14 protein-coding genes and 1 tRNA gene are annotated in these 16168 nt (G+C 58.0%); 5 read left to right on the top strand and 10 right to left on the bottom strand.

The annotated features are described in order from the left end of the window. A complete protein-coding gene (locus tag AC8GFZ_RS14750) occupies positions 1–1833 on the bottom strand; it encodes an extracellular solute-binding protein (RefSeq protein WP_506645666.1) in 1833 nt (610 codons plus the stop codon). A 38-nt stretch (positions 1834–1871) separates the two neighbouring features. On the opposite strand from AC8GFZ_RS14750, the gene fabI reads away from it, so the two are divergent. Beyond that, positions 1872–2681 (top strand): enoyl-ACP reductase FabI, encoded by an 810-nt coding sequence (gene fabI / locus AC8GFZ_RS14745; RefSeq protein ID WP_506645665.1) that lies wholly within the window; start codon positions 1872–1874, stop codon positions 2679–2681. A gap of 45 nt (positions 2682–2726) precedes the next feature. On the opposite strand, the gene AC8GFZ_RS14740 is transcribed toward fabI, so the two are convergent. Continuing rightward, the gene (locus AC8GFZ_RS14740; RefSeq protein ID WP_506645664.1) at positions 2727–4997 is read right to left on the bottom strand and encodes an Orn/Lys/Arg family decarboxylase; all 2271 of its coding nucleotides are present in this window, start codon (positions 4995–4997) and stop codon (positions 2727–2729) included. Between the two features lie 85 nt (positions 4998–5082). Here AC8GFZ_RS14740 and AC8GFZ_RS14735 point away from each other — a divergent pair. Then, positions 5083–5173 (top strand) — tRNA-Ser (locus AC8GFZ_RS14735). 29 nt (positions 5174–5202) lie between these two features. Here AC8GFZ_RS14735 and AC8GFZ_RS14730 read toward each other — a convergent pair. Genes AC8GFZ_RS14730 through AC8GFZ_RS14710 form a run of 5 tightly spaced genes read right to left on the bottom strand, consistent with a single transcriptional unit; the run spans position 5203 to position 10774 of the window. Continuing rightward, entirely contained in the window at positions 5203–5661 is a 459-nt protein-coding gene (locus AC8GFZ_RS14730; protein WP_506645663.1) for a hypothetical protein, read from the bottom strand. Positions 5662–5711: 50 nt separating this feature from the next. Next, complete coding sequence (locus AC8GFZ_RS14725) at positions 5712–6935, bottom strand: MFS transporter (RefSeq protein WP_506645662.1); 1224 nt, start codon at positions 6933–6935, stop codon at positions 5712–5714. After that, the gene (locus AC8GFZ_RS14720) at positions 6928–8457 is read right to left on the bottom strand and encodes an AMP-binding protein (protein ID WP_506645661.1); all 1530 of its coding nucleotides are present in this window, start codon (positions 8455–8457) and stop codon (positions 6928–6930) included. The genes AC8GFZ_RS14725 and AC8GFZ_RS14720 overlap by 8 nt, the downstream gene beginning before the upstream one ends. 12 nt (positions 8458–8469) lie before the next feature. Beyond that, complete coding sequence (locus AC8GFZ_RS14715) at positions 8470–9762, bottom strand: Rieske 2Fe-2S domain-containing protein (RefSeq protein WP_506645660.1); 1293 nt, start codon at positions 9760–9762, stop codon at positions 8470–8472. A gap of 46 nt (positions 9763–9808) precedes the next feature. After that, on the bottom strand, positions 9809–10774 hold the full coding sequence (locus tag AC8GFZ_RS14710; protein ID WP_506645659.1) for a Bug family tripartite tricarboxylate transporter substrate binding protein: 966 nt from the start codon (positions 10772–10774) through the stop codon (positions 9809–9811). Between the two features lie 184 nt (positions 10775–10958). On the opposite strand from AC8GFZ_RS14710, the gene AC8GFZ_RS14705 reads away from it, so the two are divergent. Further along, on the top strand, positions 10959–11159 hold the full coding sequence (locus AC8GFZ_RS14705; RefSeq protein WP_506645658.1) for a hypothetical protein: 201 nt from the start codon (positions 10959–10961) through the stop codon (positions 11157–11159). Positions 11160–11211: 52 nt separating this feature from the next. Continuing rightward, complete coding sequence (locus tag AC8GFZ_RS14700) at positions 11212–12141, top strand: EamA family transporter (RefSeq protein ID WP_506645657.1); 930 nt, start codon at positions 11212–11214, stop codon at positions 12139–12141. A gap of 43 nt (positions 12142–12184) precedes the next feature. Here the strand turns inward: AC8GFZ_RS14700 and AC8GFZ_RS14695 are convergent, their stop codons facing one another. The 3 genes from AC8GFZ_RS14695 to AC8GFZ_RS14685 all read right to left on the bottom strand — a co-directional run bounded on the left by AC8GFZ_RS14695 (position 12185) and on the right by AC8GFZ_RS14685 (position 14705). Beyond that, complete coding sequence (locus AC8GFZ_RS14695) at positions 12185–13492, bottom strand: Rieske 2Fe-2S domain-containing protein (protein ID WP_506645656.1); 1308 nt, start codon at positions 13490–13492, stop codon at positions 12185–12187. Between the two features lie 141 nt (positions 13493–13633). Beyond that, positions 13634–14293, bottom strand: coding sequence for an RraA family protein (locus AC8GFZ_RS14690; RefSeq protein WP_506645655.1), 660 nt, complete (start codon positions 14291–14293; stop codon positions 13634–13636). Then, complete coding sequence (locus AC8GFZ_RS14685) at positions 14286–14705, bottom strand: RidA family protein (protein ID WP_506645654.1); 420 nt, start codon at positions 14703–14705, stop codon at positions 14286–14288. The genes AC8GFZ_RS14690 and AC8GFZ_RS14685 overlap by 8 nt, the downstream gene beginning before the upstream one ends. Positions 14706–14900: 195 nt before the next feature. On the opposite strand from AC8GFZ_RS14685, the gene AC8GFZ_RS14680 reads away from it, so the two are divergent. Then, a complete protein-coding gene (locus AC8GFZ_RS14680; protein WP_506645653.1) occupies positions 14901–16052 on the top strand; it encodes an aminotransferase class V-fold PLP-dependent enzyme in 1152 nt (383 codons plus the stop codon). The last annotated feature ends 116 nt before the right edge of the window (positions 16053–16168 follow it).

The following is a 16168-nucleotide window of genomic DNA, read 5'->3' as shown; positions in this document are numbered from 1 at the left end:
TCAGCGCACCCCCGCCCCTTGACTGCGGTTGGCCGCATTGGCCCACCACGTCGAACTGATCCAAGCTTCGGGTTGGTAATAACGCGGCGTGACCGCCGGTTGCTCAAAGCGCCCGCCCCGCCAGGCCACCCGGTGCACGCCGCCATACCAGTGCGGCACGCTGTAGTGGCCATGGCGCAGCACCCGGTCCAAGGCGCGCAGGGCATCGGTCAACTGCGGCCGGGTTTGGGCGGTGATCACCTGGTCGAGCAAAGCATCTACCGCCGGGTCTTTGAGCCCCAACACATTGCTCGAGCCTTCGGTGTCAGCGGCTTTGGAGCCAAAGCGCTCCAGCAATTCAGTCCCCGGCGACTCGCTGCCCACATAGCGCGAGCTGATGATTTCAAAATCAAACACATCCATGCGTTTTTGCAAAATGGCGAAATCAATCACCTTGTAATTCACGCTGAAGCCCAACTTTTGCAGGTTCTTGGCAAACGGGGTCACCACCCGGCCCATGCTGCCGGAGTTGTCCAAAAACTCCAATGTGAAGGCCTGGCCCTGGGCATTGCGCAAAGCGCCATCGCGGTAGGTCCAGCCGGCATCTTGCAACAATTTTTTCGCCAGACGCAGGTTGTCGCGCAAAGTTTTGCCCGACGCTGGGTCCAAAGACGTCACCGGTGGCAAAGGAACGGGCTGATCAAACACCGCCGCATCGAGCTGGCGACGCAAAGGCTCGAGCAAGGCCAATTCGCGCTCGGTGGGCAGACCCTTGGCCTCAAAGTCACTGCCCACAAAATATCCCCTCACCCGGGTGTAGGCGTTGTAGAAAAGCTGTCGGTTCATCCACTCATAGTCCATGGCCAGGGCAATGGCTTGGCGCACCCGCACATCTTTGAACTTGGGCAAGCGGGTGTTGAACAAAAAACCTTGAAAGTCACCCGCATTGCCATGCTGCAGCTCACGCTTGATGAGTTGGCCGCTGTCAAAGGCTTTGCCAGAATAGGCCCGCGCCCATTCACGCGCCACAAAAGCCTGGATGTATTCAAATTCCCCCGCTTTGAACGCTTCCAACTGCGCCGTGCTGTCTTTGTACAGCCGGTAGGTGATGCGGTCAAAGTTGTACATGCCTTTGCGCACATTGATGTCTTGGGCCCAATACTTGGCATCGCGTTGGTAATGCACATCGCGGCCAAAATCCACCGAGCCAATGGTGTAAGGGCCAGAACCAATCGGTGTGTCGGTGATGATTTTGTCCAGCGGCTTGCCTTCGCCCCAGCGGTGGCTGAAGACCGGCATGCCTCCCACGATCAAAGGCAACTCGGGGTTGACACGTTTGAAATCAAACCGCACCAAACGCTCACCCAGCACCACCACCGCCTTGACCTCTGCAAAGTAGGTGCGGTATTGGGGGGCGGCGGCGCGGCTGGTGAGTTGGTCAAATGAGTGCTTCACATCCAAGGCCAACACCGGGTCGCCATTGTGAAAGCGGGCTTGCGGTCGAATTTTGAAGGTTGCCGACAAGCGGTCTGCTGACACACTGACATCCTCTGCCAGCAAACCATAGGACGTGGTGGGTTCGTCCATGGTGCCAGTCAGCAAGCTCTCAAACAGCAAACTGCTCAATGCCGGTGGTGGGGTTCCCTTCAGGGTGAAGGGGTTGTACTTGTCAAAATTGGAGCCGCGGGTGGGGGCCACCATGGCGATGCTGCCGCCCTTGGGGGCTTGTGGATTCACATATTCAAAATGGCTGAAATCCGGTGGGTATTTGATGTCACCAAATTGGGCATAGGCATGCGCCGCCCAAGAAGGCGCAACCACCCAACACAAACACAGGAACAAAAACCATCGCATGCGACAATTCTGCAAGATTTTCAATGGAGATGCGCGCCATGTCGCAAATAAATGGTTTTTTGAGCGGGAAAAAACTGCTGATCACCGGGGTCTTGTCGAACCGCTCCATCGCCTACGGCATTGCCCGCGCCTGCCGCCAGCAAGGTGCCGAGATCGCTTTGAGTTATGTGGGCGAGCGTTTCAAAGAGCGCACCGCCGAATTTGCCAAAGCCTTTGACAGCGAACTGATTTTTGACTGCGATGTGGGTGACGACGGCCAGATTGAGCGGCTGATGACGGACCTGAGCGCCCATTGGCCAAAGTTTGACGGCTTGGTGCACGCCATTGGATTCGCCCCCCGTGAAGCGATTGCCGGTGACTTCCTCGAAGGCTTGAGCCGAGAGGCTTTTCGCGTTGCTCACGACATCAGTGCCTACAGCTTTCCGGCCTTGGCCAAAGCGGCCCTGCCCCACCTCAATGACAACGCGTCTGTGCTGACGCTGAGCTATTTGGGCGCATTGCGCACCGTGCCCAACTACAACACCATGGGCTTGGCCAAAGCCTCGTTGGAGGCCAGTGTTCGTTACCTCGCTGAATCGCTGGGCAGCCAAGGCCGGGGTTTGCGCGCCAATGGCATCAGTGCCGGCCCGATCAAAACCCTGGCCGCCAGTGGCATCCAAGGGTTTGGCAAGATCCTCAAAGTGGTGGCCGAAGCCTCACCCATTCGGCGCAACGTCACCATTGAAGACGTGGGCAATGTGGCGGCCTTTTTGCTGAGCGACTTGGCGGCTGGCGTCACCGCTGAAATCACTTACGTGGATGGCGGCTTCAGCCAAGTGGTGGGCGGCATCGCCGAGCCCAGCGCTTAATACTGACACCACCCACGCAACGCCCCTGCCCAGGGGCGTTTTCATTCAGGTGCCGACTTTGACGCAATCCGCGTAATAGTGCGTCACACCCTGGGCGTCTTTTTCTTCGACCAAACCATGGATGTCGCTCTCGAACCCCGGGCATTGGGTGTTGAACTCGCGTGAAAACTTCAAGTAGTCGATGATTTTTCGGTTGAACACCTCACCAGGGATCAGCAAAGGAATGCCCGGTGGATAAGGGGTGACCAAACTGGTGGTGATGCGCCCTTCGAGCGCATCGATGGGCACGCGCTCGGTGTTGCGGTGCGCAATTTGCGCATAGGCGTCGCTGGGCTTCATGGCCGGCGTGAGGTCGCTCAGGTACATCTCGGTGGTCAAGCGGGCCACATCGTGTTTGGCGTACAGGCTGTGCACATGCTGGCACAGGTCTTTGAGGCCCATGCGTTCATAGGTTCTGTGCTTTTGACAAAACTCCGGTAAGACCCGCCACAGGTGTTGGTTGCGGTCGTAATCGTCTTTGAACTGCTGCAAAGCCGTGAGCAAGGAATTCCACCGGCCCTTGGTGATGCCAATGGTGAACATGATGAAGAAACTGTAAAGCCCGGTTTTCTCCACGATCACACCGTGCTCGGACAAAAACTTGGTCACGATGCTGGCCGGTATGCCTTGTTGGTCAAAAAGCCCATTCAGGTCCAGGCCAGGGGTGACGATGGTGGCCTTGATCGGGTCCAGCATGTTGAAGCCATCGGCCAACTTGCCAAAGCCATGCCATTTGGCGGTGCGACCCTCTGCCTTGATGATCCAGTCTTCGGCGCGGCCGATGCCATCCTCGACCAATTGATCGGGGCCCCACACTTTGAACCACCAGTCTTTGCCGTACTCGTCATCGACCTTGCGCATGGCGCGGCGGAAATCCAGCGCCTCCAAGATACTTTCTTCCACCAGGGCGGTCCCACCCGGGGGCTCCATCATGGCGGCGGCCACATCGCAACTGGCGATGATGCTGTACTGCGGGCTGGTGCTGGTGTGCATCAAATAGGCTTCGTTGAACAAATGCCGATCCAGCTTGTTGTTTTGCGAGTCTTGCACCAACACATGGCTGGCTTGGCTGATGCCGGCAAGCAATTTGTGGATGGATTGGGTCGAATACACCATCGACTCCAATGGGCGCTCGCGCTTTTTGCCCATGGCATGGTAGGTGCCATAAAACGGGTGAAACGCCGCATGCGGCAACCAGGCCTCATCAAAATGCAAGTTGGCCACATAGCCATCGAGCATCTTTTTGATGGTTTCGGTGTTGTACAACACGCCGTCGTAGGTTGACTGTGTCAAGGTCAGCACCCGGGGCTTGACCTGTTTTTCATCCACCCCTTTGAGCAAAGGGTTGGCCTTGATCTTGGCCTGAATGGTGGCGGGCTCAAATTCCGACTTGGGGATGGGACCAATGATGCCGAAGTGGTTGCGCGTGGGCTTGAGAAACACCGGCACAGCGCCCGTCATGATGATGGCGTGCAGCACCGATTTGTGGCAATTACGGTCGACCACCACAACGTCCCCCGGGGCCACCGTGTGGTGCCACACCATTTTGTTGGAGGTGCTGGTGCCGTTGGTGACAAAAAAGCAGTGATCGGCGTTGAAAATGCGCGCGGCATTGCGCTCGCTCTCGCCAATGGCGCCGTCGTGATCGAGCAATTGACCGAGCTCTTCCACCGCATTGCACACGTCGGCGCGCAACATGTTTTCGCCAAAAAACTGGTGAAACATTTGGCCCACGGGGCTCTTTAAAAATGCCACGCCACCCGAGTGACCCGGGCAATGCCAGGAATAAGAGCCATCTTCCGCATAGTCGAGCAAGGCTTTGAAGAAAGGCGGTTGCACGCCCTCCAAATAACTTTTGGCCTCGCGGATGATGTGGCGTGCCACAAACTCAGGCGTGTCTTCGAACATGTGGATGAAACCATGCAGTTCGCGCAAGATGTCATTGGGCAAATGGCGCGAGGTTTTGGTTTCGCCATAGACATAAATCGGCACGTCAGCGTTTTTGCGGCGCACTTCGTTGATGAAGCTGCGCAGGTTCACCACCACCGGGTCCAAATCGGGACCGGGAGAAAACTCTTCATCGTCAATCGACAAAATGAACGCACTGGCCCGCGACTGTTGCTGGGCAAATTGACTCAAGTCGCCGTAACTGGTCACGCCGAGCACCTCAGAACCCTCGGATTGAATCGCGTCGGCCAAGGCACGGATGCCCAATCCCGATGTGTTTTCAGAGCGAAAATCCTCGTCAATGATGACGATGGGAAAGCGAAACTTCATGCACGACTCCTGTCAAGCCGGGTGAGGGGCGGGTCAAATAGGCGCGAAGTGTACCTGCATAGCACTGCTACAATTTGACGCTTCCGGAGAGGTGGATGAGCGGTTTAAGTCGCACGCCTGGAAAGCGTGTGAGGGTTAACAGCCCTCCGCGGGTTCGAATCCCGCCCTCTCCGCCAAATGCCCCATTCATGGGGTATTTTTTTGGCTATTTTTTGGTCGCCTGCATGCAAATCACGCGCACCTTGAATTCAATTTGCTCAGATGAACTGGTGTCTGTGCTGGGTGGGTCCATGGCCAAGCCTGGAAAAGGTGGTTTGAAGGCAGATAACTGGCAGTGTTTTTCGTAGGCAGACAGGCCAGGCCGCAAATCACCGCCTCCACGCAAAAATGACAGCTCTTTTCGGTGCGGCGCACCGATGGGGCTGGCGTAAAAACTCTCCCGGTCCATGCACTCCATGGGCCTAGCGGCCAAAAACCGGTCCCAGGCTTGGGTGTTTTCTTGGCTTTGTTCTTCCCATTTGGTCAGCCTGATTCTTTGGTCTTGCTGTGACTCGAGTTCAGCCGCAACACCCGCTGTGACACATCGATCAACTTCGGACTGGCATGCAGACAACAACCCCAAAGCTGCCAGCATCGATGCAGCCAAAGCGCGCTGGACTGTCACGCCCGCATTGACAAACGATGTGGATGCTGAAACCACTGGCTCGCTACACATCATGATGACACCTTCAATTCAAGAGGGGCTTTTTTGCCACGGCTCAACCAGGTCAACAAGGAAAAACAGATGAAAGCCAACAGGCTCAAAGCGATGAAGCCAGAGCGATAGGTGCCGGTGGCATTGGATATCCAACCCACCAAGGGGGAGCCAAACACCACCCCTAAAAACGTCACCGCCAGGGTGCCACCCGTGGCCACGCTGGCCATGCCCGGCGGGGCTTGGCGCGCCACTTCGGCGAGATAAACACCATTCCAGCCGATCGCCGTGGCACCAAACACCACCAACACCGCGTTGAACCACAAAGCCGAGGTGCCCACCTCGAAAAAGGCACAGGCCATGGCCGTGCCCGACATGGTGATGGCGAGCAAGCTGAGCGTGCGCAAGGGTTTGATCCAGCGGTCGGCCACATAGCCCCACATCACCCGCCCCATCACCCCACCAAATTGGGTCAAGGTCATGGCCAAGCCGGCACCGACCAAGGTCAGCATCAATTCATCGTGCAAATAGGTGACCAAATAGGTCATCAAAGACATTTGGACCACTGAAAACATGAAGGAACAAACCGCCAGGGTGGCCAAAGAACGGTGCGAAAACACCAGCCGAATGGGTTGCAAAATATTGCCCCAGCGCAGGGGCTGATCGGGTTTTCGATCGTCATCCAAGGCGTCGCGCTGGGGTTGCGCCGCCAGCGCACACAACATGCAAGCTGCCGAAACAATCAGCAGCGATGTTTGCCAATCCACCCACAACAACAGGGGCGGAACCATGGCCCCAGCCATCATTCCCCCCAGCGGGACACCGGTTTGCTTGACCGAAAACACCAAAGACAAGCGGTGTGCTGGCGTAGAGCGGGCCAACAGGTGCGAACTCGCCGGGGTCATGGGGCCGTAACCCAAACCCACCAAAAAAGCGCCCAGCACCATGGCAGGAATCCACGGCATGGCGCACAAAGCCAAGCCCAGCGCGCACAGCACCAAACCCCACTGGCTCACCCGAATGGGGCCCATGCGGATCACGCTGGCACCCGAGGCCAAGCTGGCCAAAATGGCACCCACATAAGAGATGCCGATGTACACCCCCAACAAGGTGGGAGAGACATTCATGGCTTTGGCCACCACCGGGGCCATCACCGGCAAGGTCAACAATGCCATGGTCACCAGGGCCTGGATCAACAAGGTGATGAACAAGGGCATCCAGGTGCGCCAAGGTGGATTAGACATAGAGAAGTTTTCTCAATTCGGTTTTCAAAACTTTTCCAGTCTCGTTCTTGGGCAAATGATCCACCACACGGTATTGCTTGGGCCGCTTGAAGCGTGCCATGTGCGACAAGCAATGGGCATCCAAATCATGCAAGGTTTGTTGTTCGTCCCCATTGGCGAGGGGCCGCAACACCACAAAAGCCACCACTTCTTCGCCCCATTCTGGGTGGGTGCGCCCCACCACCGACACCTCAGACACGCTGGGGTGCAGCAGCAGCACCTCTTCCACCTCACGCGGATAGATGTTGCTGCCGCCCGAAATGATCAGGTCTTTGCTGCGGTCCTTGAGGGTTAAAAAGCCTTCTTCATCCAAGCTGCCCATGTCGCCGGTGTGCAGCCATCCCTGACGCAGGGTTTGCGCCGAAGCCGCAGGGTTTTGCCAATAGCCTTGCATCACCACCTCGCCGCGAACGCAAACCTCGCCAATCTCGCCCACCGCGACAGGCCGGTCTTCATCGTCCATCACCTGCACTTGCAATCCTTCAAAGGGCCTGCCGACCGAAGCCAAACGCAGGGCATGGCGTGGATGCTGGGCATCGCGGTGCATGTCTTTGGAGCTCACGGTGATGGTCATGGGCGACTCACCTTGGCCATAAATTTGCACAAACCGCGGGCCAAATCGGGCCAAGGCCGCTTCAATATCGGCCACATACATGGGTCCACCACCGTAAATGATGGTTTTCAATCCGGTGAACGGATCATCGCTGGGGGCTTCGACCAAGCGCTTGAGCATGGTCGGTGCGGCGAACATGGAGATGCCCTGCCAGTGGGTGCCCAAATCAAACAACTCTTGGGCATCAAACCCACCCGACTCGGGGATCACGTTGCACGCAGCCCGCGCCAAATGAGGCACTGAATACAAGCCCGAGCCATGTGACATGGGCGCGGCGTGGATGATGCAGTCCTCCACCCCGATGTCATCGACATCGGCGAAGTAGTGCTGGCACATGGCCATCATGTTGTGGTGCGACAGCATGACGCCTTTGGGTCGCCCCGTGGTACCACTGGTGTAGAACAACCAGGCCAAATCTTGCGCCCCTCGCGCGGTCAAGGTCATGGCTGGCGCTTGGGCCATGCGCCGGTAAGCCGCGCCATTGATATCCACCACATGGCGCACGCTGTGGGACAGCGCGGCACCTTGCTCACAGGCGCTCAAGGTTTTGGGGTGGGCCAGCACCAAAGGGGTTCCAGCATCGTCAAAGATGTAGGCCAGCTCCTTGGGGTGCAGTTGTGAGTGGATGGGCACAGCCACCAAACCGGCATGCCAAATGGCCAGCAGTGACTCCCAATAAGCAGGGTGATTGCGCATCACCAAACCCACCCGGTCGCCGCTTTGAAGGCCCAGGGCCAGCATGCCAGATGCCATGGCGGACACTTGCTTGAACAAACCCAGATGGTCTTGCAACACTGTTTTTCCCCAAGCCAAGGCGGGGGCATGCGGGTGATCGCGGGCAGCGCGTTCGAGCAAATGGGCCAAGTTCATGGGTACGCGCTCCTAGGCTTTGCGGGGTATGACCACGCCGTCAAATTCTTTCATGGCGATGCCCAGCGCTTGAGAGGCCATGTCTCGCACAGCGGCAGGTTGCCCGGCTTGAAAAATATAAGCCGTGTAAAACTGCTTGAGCGTGGGATGGGCCAAAATTTCTGCCTGGGTGCGGCTTTGGGTGATTTGGTCTCCGTAGACCATGGGCAAAGGCACCCGCACATTGCGCTCAGCATCGCGCAAGATGGCCTTGGGCTCGCCGCCTTGGGCCACTGTGTCCATTTCCTCAAAGAAGCGGCGGCGCATGGCCACAATGCCCCTGTCACTGGCACTCAAGTTTTCTCGGCTGCGGTCGGCGATGCGGCCTTGCCCCACCCAAGCCAAAAAATCTTGGTTCATCACATGGGTGTCGATCCAGCGACCGTGCTCGTCTTTCACCGGGCCCCACCAAGTCGGGATGTGGGTTTGTGCATAAGGCTCGCGTTCGCGCGGCACACGGGTGTATTTCCAGGTGACGCTCAAGGTGTTGTCGTCATCAATGGGCACACGCCACTCAAAGTGCTCCCCCAAGAAGAAGCCGTTGGGCCACAAGCAAACCCGGCCCACGGTCCAGGCCTGGTCGTCTTCGCTGGTGTCTTGTTTGACCCGGTGATAGGTGAAGCCAAACTCAAACTCTTTGAAATCCAACTTCACATGGGTAGCGCCAAAGCAAACCTCGCCGGTGCGCTGGCGGTTGCCCCAGTTCTCGTGCATCCATTCAAAATGCACCGGATCAATCGAATTTTCTTGGCATTGAAACCAATTGCACGGCACCTCTGAGAGCACCACTTGGGTGAAGCCGTTGTCCCACGAAAACGCCTCCCAATCGGGCAGCAAGGGGGCCGGTTGTGGCCCCATGTAAGCCCACAGCATGCCGCCCTTGGCTTGCACTGGATACGCCGTGAGCTTGACCCGCGCTTTGGCTTGGCGCTCAGGGTGCGCAGTGTCCTCAAACGGTTGATGGATGCAAGCGCCGTTTTGATCGAATTGCCAGCCGTGGTAGCTGCAGCGCAAGCCCTGCGCCTCCACCATACCAAAGCTCAAATCGGCGCGTCGGTGTGGGCATTGGCGCTGCACCAAGCCGTAAGTGCCGCCCAGGTCCTTGTACAGCACCAGGTCTTCGCCCATCAAGCGAATCGGTTTGGTGCTGGTTGCGTCAAATTCAGACACGCCCGCGATCGGCATCCAATAGCGGCGCAATAAGTTGCCCATGGGGGTGCCAGGACCCACACGCACCAAGCGCTCGTTTTGCGCTGGCGTCAACATCTGTGCATGCCGGTGATATGGGTGCTCTTCGGGTGGGCTTGCCGCATCAATCGGATTTGATGTTGGCCAATTTGACGGCACGCTCGTATTTGCGAACGTTTTTCTTGATGATCTCGCCGTACTCGTTGGCGTTGCTGTAAATGATGGAAAAACCTGTTTCCTTGAACTTGGCCAAAAAGTCAGGGCTCTCGGTGGCTTGCTTGACTGCTGCCTGCAGCTTGTTGACGATGGCCGGGGGAATGCCCGCTGGACCCAGGACCCCTGTCTCGGCCTGGAAGTCGTAGTCTTTGACCATTTCCGCCAAAGACGGCGTATCGGGAAAACGCGACCAGCGCTTGCCACCGGTGACGGCCAGCAAATTCAAGGTGCCGGCTCGGATGTGGGGCGCAGAGGCGGTGAAAGCGGTCAACAAAATCGGCACATCGCCAGCCAACACGGCGGGCACCGACTGCCCGCTGCCTTTGTAGGGAATGTGGGTGATGTCCAAGCCCGCATCGGCCTTGAAGGCTTCCATCGAAATGTGGTGGATGCTGCCCACACCTGAGGAGCCGTAATTGACCTTGCCTGGATTCGCCTTGACCTCTTTGACCAGGTCTTGCAGGGTTTTGATGCCTGTTTTGGCATTGGCCACCAACAACAAAGGCTCATAGGTCAAGCCAGAGATGGGCGTCAAGTCTTTGAAGGTGTCATAGGGCATGCTTTTGAAAATATGTGGCGCAATGCCCAGTTGGCTGGTGTCGCCCAACATCAAGGTGTAGCCATCGGCGGGCAATTTCACCAATTGAGCGGTGGCGGTCAAACCACCCCCACCGGGTCGGTTTTCAACCACAAAGGGTTGGCCCAAGATGTCAGTGAGTTTTTGGGCCAAAGCGCGGGCCACGAAATCGGGGCTGCCACCGGCCACATAGCCGACCAAAATTTTGACCGGTTTGACGGGGTAGTCTTGCGCCCAAGAGAGCACAGGCGACAGACAAACCAGGGCAATGGACAGGGTTTTGAGCAAAAAATTCATGGGTCATCCTGGTTGAAGTAAAAGGCTGCCTCACTGGGACGGCGGTGGCTGAGCAGGGTCTGCGGCCTGAGAACAAAGACCGGCGCAGATTACACCAAATCGATTTGGCCCTGACGCCAAAGCTGGCCAGCTCAGTCGTGTGCACGACAGGGTCTGCGCGCCGGGCCATGTTGTTGGTTACAGTTTGCAGCCCACCACCCCACCAGGAGCGCCCATTGCCACCACCCCATCCCAGATCAAAACCGTCATCAAGACCGGCGGCACCCACGGCCTGGGCTCGGAAATGACCAAAGCCTTGATCGATGCCGGGCACCGGGTGGTGATCGATATGGCCCAGTGGGCTGACTGCGAACAGGCTACGCCCCTATGGACCCTGCAAGCTTGAACCTCTGCACCAAGGATTTCCGCCTGTCCTCTTTTTTTTGCATGTCTTATCCATGAGTTTTTGGGCTGACATCATCGCCTTGCTGGCTGCCACCTGTTGGGCTGGGGCCAACACCTGCATTGCGCGGGGCTCTTCCCACCAAGGGGGTGAGAACGGGGCTTTTTTATCCATCCTGCTGACCGCCTTCATCGCTGGCGTGGTGTGGTTGATCGGTGGAGGTACCGATGGGCAGGCCTTGAACACCGAGGGACTGGCTTGGTTTGTCGCTGCCGGTGCATTGACCATTTTTGTGGGCCGGGTGTTTTTTCATTCCAGTGTGCAATACATGGGCGCGGTGCGCAGTTCTTCGGTCAAGCGTTTGGTGCCTTTGTTCTCGGTGGTGCTGGGCGTGGTTTGCCTGGGAGAAAGCCTGAACCTGTCAGCGATGGTGGGCATGGCCTTGATCTTTGCCGGGTTTGGCGTCTTGGTGTGGGAGTCCAAGCAAAAAATCACACCGCACCATCCTGGTGACGCCGCGTACCAGGGGCCGACCCGCCAGACCTTGCGCATGGGCATGGTGTACGGGGTGGTCTCGGCGGGGGCTTATGCCACCGGCAATATGTCGCGCAAATTTGGCCTGCTGCACATCCCTGAACCGGCATTTGGTGCCATGCTGGGGGCCTTGGTAGGGGCCATTCTTTTTTTGGCCTCGGCGGTGTTTTTGCAAAGTTACCGCGAGGCGGTGAAAAACACCTTGCAAAAACCCAACCCCTGGCTGCTCAGCGCGGGCATATTGGCTTCAGCCGGGCAGTTGCTTTATTTTGTGGCCATTGACTGGAGCTCTTTGTCGCGGGCCACCTTGATTGTGTCGATGGATGTGTTTTTGACCATCCTGGTGGCCCTGGTGTTTTTTCAGAAACGCGAAGCCGTCAATCGATATGCTGTGACCGCGGCCGCCTTGGGCGTGCTGGGCACTGGCGTGATCATTGGGGGCTCAGCCTGATTGGCGGCACTCTTTTGGGTTTGGATTGGCTTTAAAGAGCGATTCACAGGCCCGCTTTTTCAGTGCTGCGCGGCAACACAATGCCGTCATACGGTTTGGCATCGATGCCCATGGCTTGTGAGAAAGCCAGCCGCACATCCTCGGGTTGACCAGCCTGAAACGGGTAAGTGGCATACAGAATCTTCAAGCGCGGATTGGCCATGATTTGCTCTACCGTGTGGGCTTGCAGCAGCTCCTCTCGGTCCATCATGGGCAAGACCACGCGCTGATTTTGGGCCGGGTCACGCAGGATGCCCTTGGCTTCCTCGCCCTTGGCAATGCGCGCCATTTCATCAAAAAAGCGCCGCCGAATGGTCACCACCCCACCGTCACTGGCACCCAACATCTCTTGGCTGCGGTCGGCAATCACACCTTGGCCCACCCAGGCCAAAAAGTCTTGATTCATCACATGGGTATCGATCCAGCGCCCCTGTGCATCTTTGAGCGGTCCGTGCCACGTGGGGATGTGGTCTTGCACGTAGGGTTCGCGCCCAGCTGGCACGCGGGTGTATTTCCAGGTGATGCTCAGGGTGTTGTGGTCGTCGATGGGCACACGCCACTCAAAATGCTCGCCCAAGAAAAACCCATTCGGCCACAGGCAGACACGGCCCACCGTCCAAGCTTGGTTGTGCTCGTCGCTGTCTTGTTTGGTGCGGCGATAGGTGAAGCCAAATTCAAACTCATCAAAGGCCAATTTCAAATGGGTGGGACCCAGCTTGGTGCTGCCGGTGCGCAGGCGGTTGCCCCAGTTCTCGTGCATCCATTCGAAGTGCACGGGGTCGATGGAGTTTTCTTGGCACTGAAACCAGTTGCAGGGCACTTCAGAGATGACCACCTGGCTAAAGCCATTGGGCCAAGAAAAGGCCTCCCAGTCGGGCAACAAAGGCACAGGCTGCGGCCCCATAAATGTCCACAACATGCCACCTTTGCTCTGCACCGGGTAAGACTTGATGCGGATGCGATCTTTGGCCTTGCGCTCGGGGTAAACGGTGTCTTCATAGGGTTGTGCAATGCAGCGCCCTGATTCATCAAAGTTCCACCCGTGGTAATTGCAGCGCAGGCCTTTGGCCTCGACCATGCCATAACTCAGGTCGGCGCGGCGGTGGGCGCATTGCCGATCCACCAGGCCATAGGTACCGCTCAAATCTTTGTACAGCACCAAGTCTTCACCCAACAAACGAATCGCCTTGGTGGCTTGGTGGTCAAACTCTGACACGCCAGCGATCGGCATCCAATAGCGGCGCAGCAATTCGCCCATGGGCGTGCCCGCACCCACTTGGGTCAGTTGTGCGTTTTGTTCCGGGTTGAGCATGAAGGTTCTCCTGAAGGGGGATCACCAAGCGCAGTGCTGCAGAGGACCTGCTGAGTGCTCAGGACCGCCACAAGACAGAGGCTGGTGATAAATGTGTTGGGGATTTTCCACCACCCCGTCGGCGTCGCCATACTGCAAGGATCATTTCAGCATGTGTTCGTAATCCGCACCCATCACTTGGCTGACGGGTTGACCGGCCCGCAGGGCTTGGGCCATGGCGGCTTCGCGGCCGACGATCATTTCAGCGGCCTGCAAAACGCGGTCAATGTCTGCGGCGGCAATGAACACCGCCCCGCTGGCATCGGCAATCACGTAATCCCCTGGGCAAACCGTCACTTCACCGATGCGCACCGGTTGGTTGGTGAAGGCTTCAGCCACCCGAGAACGAGCGGTGCGGGCCGTCAGGCCACGGGCGTAGACCGGAAACTCATAGGCGCGGGCCTCGTCGATATCGCGCACCGGGCCATCCACCACCACCCCCGCCACTTGCCGCAGTTTGGCCGCCAAGGACAAAATGCCGCCCCAGGAGCCTGCGTCCAAACCGGTGCGTTGCTCGATCACGATCACGTCCCCGGGCTGCGCGGCTTCAATCGCGGTGGTGCCCAGTTGTCGCGGGGCCCCTTCATGGGGCGGCACTTGCGCAGCCGGCACCAATTTGTAGGTCACCACTTTTCCTGCAATGCGTTGTTGGGTCGATTGTTGGGTCAGGCCGCTGACGCTGGGGGGCAGGCCCAATTTGTCCATGGCGTCGGACACCGCACACACATCCAGGCGCTGCAAGCGCTGGCCCGGGTCATCCATGCTGACCGTCCTTGACCACCGCAACGACCTCGATTTGAACCAGCATGCCACCCGGCAAGTCGGCCACCATGGTGTGGCGAGCGGGTCGGTCATGCGGATCAGGGAAACATTGGAGCCACTCTGCATTCAGCGCATCGCGGTGGCTGTTGTCTTTCACATAGGCTTTGACATGCACCACATCGCCCAGATCGGCCCCACCCTGGGCCAACAAGCTGCGCAAGTTCATGAACATGAACTTGGCTTGGCTGGGGCCATCAGCTGGCAAGGTGTCGGTGGCAGGGTCTTTGCCCATGATGCCGGATGAATAAATCATGTTGCCCACCCGGGCACCCATGGGAATCGGGGCATTGCCATGGCTGACGCCAGGCACTTCGATGGATCTGCGGCCTCGGTTGGGCATGGATGTGCTCATTTAATGTCCTTAAAAATCAATGGCTTGCTTCAAACCCGTTGCCCGTGTTGCCATCCTGCGGACGGCCTAGCGTGGAACACGACTTTGAAACCATGCTAAACGGTCAAGCTCGCGGCTTGACAACATCGGTGCAGGCGGGGAAATGCACAGTTGTGCTTGCGATGATAGACTCCCTCCCCCTTTAAGGAGAGCCCCATGCCTGGATTGCTGCCCCTCGTCGACCCCCATGGACTGCTGGAATATTCGGTGGTCTACACCGACCGTTCGCTCAACCACATGTCCAAAGACTTTCAAAGCGTTATGCGCGATATTTCGCGCTTGATCAAGGAGGTCTACCACGCCCACAGTGCGGTCTTGGTCCCGGGCAGTGGCACCTTTGGCATGGAAGCCGTGGCCCGACAATTTGCCACCGACAAGCCTGTGCTGGTGCTGCGCAACGGCTGGTTCAGCTACCGTTGGACGCAAATTTTTGACATGGGCCGCATCCCATCGGCCTGCACCGTGCTTAAAGCGCGGCGCATGAAGCCGGGCGCCCAAGAGCCCTTCTCTCCCGCCCCCATCGAAGAAGTGGTGCGCACCATTGCCGCCGAAAAACCCGCTGTGGTGTTTGCCCCGCATGTGGAAACCTCTTGCGGCATGATGTTGCCCAACGACTATTTGCGCCAAGTCGCCGACGCGGTGCACGCGGTGGGTGGATTGTTTGTTTTGGACTGCATTGCCTCGGGTGCCATGTGGGTGGACATGCAAGCCTGCGGCATCGACGTGCTGGTGACCGCCCCCCAAAAGGGTTGGAGCAGTTCGCCGTGTTGTGCGATGGTGGCCATGAGCGAGCGCGCCCGCCAAGCCATTGACGGCACCACCAGCACCAGCTTTGCCTGTGACCTGAAAAAATGGCTGCAAATCATGGAAGCCTATGAAGCAGGCAGCCATGCCTACCACGCCACCATGCCCACCGATGCGCTCAAGCGCTTGTGCGCCGTGATGTTGGAGTCCCAAGCCCTGGGTTTTGATCGTTTGCGCTTGGCCCAAGCAGAACTCGGTCGCAAAGCCAGAGAAATGCTCAGCCGCCACGGCATCCCCAGCGTTGCCGCCCCCGGCTTTGAAGCCCCGGGTGTGGTGGTCAGCTACACCCAAGACCCGGAAGTTCAGTCTAGCAAAAAGTTTTTGGCCCAAGGCCTGCAAACCGCTGCCGGTGTGCCTTTGCAATGCGATGAAGGCAGCGACTTCATGACCTTCCGCATCGGCTTGTTTGGCTTGGAAAAGCTCCTCAATGTGGACCGCACCGTCGACTTGCTCGAAGGCGCCCTGGAACAAGTCATGCCGCAGGCCCTGGCCCAGACGGCGTAAAACAAACACCTCGCCCAACGTGCCCTCCACCCTGAGGGCGAACTGGGTTGAGGCGGTGTGATACAGGTGAGTCAGGTTTTACCTGTGCACCATCCCCAAGAAAAAGGCCCCTCACG

Origin of the sequence: Limnohabitans rimovensis (SeqCode), assembly GCF_965234775.1 — a bacterium.
In the GTDB taxonomy this organism is placed as follows: Bacteria; Pseudomonadota; Gammaproteobacteria; order Burkholderiales; family Burkholderiaceae_C; genus Limnohabitans; species Limnohabitans rimovensis.
This window is presented reverse-complemented; position numbering and strand designations above follow the sequence as displayed.

Excerpts from the sequence above, each read along its gene's own strand:
- AC8GFZ_RS14750 (WP_506645666.1), bottom strand. The coding sequence starts at position 1,833 with ATGCGATGGTTTTTGTTCCTGTGTTTGTGTTGGGTGGTTGCGCCTTCT.
- fabI (WP_506645665.1), top strand. The coding sequence starts at position 1,872 with ATGTCGCAAATAAATGGTTTTTTGAGCGGGAAAAAACTGCTGATCACC.
- AC8GFZ_RS14740 (WP_506645664.1), bottom strand. The coding sequence starts at position 4,997 with ATGAAGTTTCGCTTTCCCATCGTCATCATTGACGAGGATTTTCGCTCT.
- AC8GFZ_RS14725 (WP_506645662.1), bottom strand. The coding sequence starts at position 6,935 with ATGTCTAATCCACCTTGGCGCACCTGGATGCCCTTGTTCATCACCTTG.
- AC8GFZ_RS14720 (WP_506645661.1), bottom strand. The coding sequence starts at position 8,457 with ATGAACTTGGCCCATTTGCTCGAACGCGCTGCCCGCGATCACCCGCAT.
- AC8GFZ_RS14715 (WP_506645660.1), bottom strand. The coding sequence starts at position 9,762 with ATGTTGACGCCAGCGCAAAACGAGCGCTTGGTGCGTGTGGGTCCTGGC.
- AC8GFZ_RS14710 (WP_506645659.1), bottom strand. The coding sequence starts at position 10,774 with ATGAATTTTTTGCTCAAAACCCTGTCCATTGCCCTGGTTTGTCTGTCG.
- AC8GFZ_RS14700 (WP_506645657.1), top strand. The coding sequence starts at position 11,212 with ATGAGTTTTTGGGCTGACATCATCGCCTTGCTGGCTGCCACCTGTTGG.
- AC8GFZ_RS14695 (WP_506645656.1), bottom strand. The coding sequence starts at position 13,492 with ATGCTCAACCCGGAACAAAACGCACAACTGACCCAAGTGGGTGCGGGC.
- AC8GFZ_RS14690 (WP_506645655.1), bottom strand. The coding sequence starts at position 14,293 with ATGGATGACCCGGGCCAGCGCTTGCAGCGCCTGGATGTGTGTGCGGTG.
- AC8GFZ_RS14685 (WP_506645654.1), bottom strand. The coding sequence starts at position 14,705 with ATGAGCACATCCATGCCCAACCGAGGCCGCAGATCCATCGAAGTGCCT.
- AC8GFZ_RS14680 (WP_506645653.1), top strand. The coding sequence starts at position 14,901 with ATGCCTGGATTGCTGCCCCTCGTCGACCCCCATGGACTGCTGGAATAT.